General features: G+C 46.8%; 2 protein-coding genes. Both read right to left on the minus strand.

All coding sequences use genetic code 11. The features are described from left to right. Positions 1-62: 62 nt before the first annotated feature. Positions 63-413, minus strand: coding sequence for a hypothetical protein (locus DSM465_RS0117885; RefSeq protein ID WP_029761974.1), 351 nt, complete (start codon positions 411-413; stop codon positions 63-65). Continuing rightward, a complete protein-coding gene (locus DSM465_RS0117890; protein ID WP_029761975.1) occupies positions 410-709 on the minus strand; it encodes a hypothetical protein in 300 nt (99 codons plus the stop codon). Before DSM465_RS0117890 ends, DSM465_RS0117885 begins: the two co-directional genes overlap by 4 nt. Positions 710-1091: the final 382 nt, after the last annotated feature.

Consider the following 1091-nt stretch of genomic DNA (forward strand, 5'->3'; position numbering starts at 1 on the left):
GGCGGTCCTGAACGATAACTTGATACGCTTGTCAAGCGACTTATCATGCCTGTTCCCTCCTATCATCCCTTGTTTTGCCTCGCAACCCCAAACACTCTTTCCCGATCTTCAAGCGAACGCCATACCCAATGACGTCCTTTTTCCTCATCGCGTTCAAACCAACGCGTCACGAAATCTCGCCTGCGTGTATATCCGGCACTCACACGGCCGTCACGGTACAACTCTACGCGCACGCATTCATATTGATCGCCACGGCGAATAATTGCTGAATAATCCTCGCCCCAGTCCCAAACGAATTCCTTTGCATACCCAAGCGCTTCCCAACCTAGGAAGGCATTCTGTATCTTGTCCAAAATCATGCTATCAGCTTGTTGCCCATTCTCAATGAAATCGAAAATGGTCAACTGATTCACTTTTCGTTCAACCCCATCAACTCTAAGAGTTTTTCCAACTTCATCACCACAAGCCAATCTTTCCGATCTGCTTTCAATGCCAGCGCGTCCGGCTTCTCCCTTTCGTCTTCAATCCACTTATAAAGCGTCTGGAAGCCGTTTTTTCGCGCTTTTACCTCCCACCGGATACCTAACCCCTCAACATCATTTTCAAAGCCTTCTTGGGCGCCGGAAAGGGGAATTCTGCGCCCTTCAATCAGCTTCGCAAACTCCCTTTCCCTGCGCTGTCCCTTATCTCGTGATTTTCTGCCGCTCATTATTCCACCTTCTTAATCTTGCAACTTCCAATGCCGCCTATCCTTATTGCTTCATCAACCACAAACCATCGTTTGTTGCCGATTCGTTGTATAGTTCCTTCGTAATGAATTCCTCTATCGGAAAACAAGATAGCTTTATCACCGATGTTCAGTTTGTTTCCTAGACAATCGTATTTCGGTATGCGGCGTGTTCCACTTTTGCCCATTCTCCCACCTCACAACAACGACCGTAATTCCGCGATAAACTTTTGCTTCTGTAGCGCCACAATTTCACATATCGCATAGAGAACATCATCCGGCTCCGTATTGCGCTTTGTTTCCAGTAATCTTTCAATCTCTTGTTCTTGTTTCCGTATGAGTTGCTGTATCTGTTCCTGCATCA

The organism is Geobacillus thermodenitrificans subsp. thermodenitrificans DSM 465 (assembly GCF_000496575.1).
GTDB lineage: Bacteria > Bacillota > Bacilli > Bacillales > Anoxybacillaceae > Geobacillus > Geobacillus thermodenitrificans.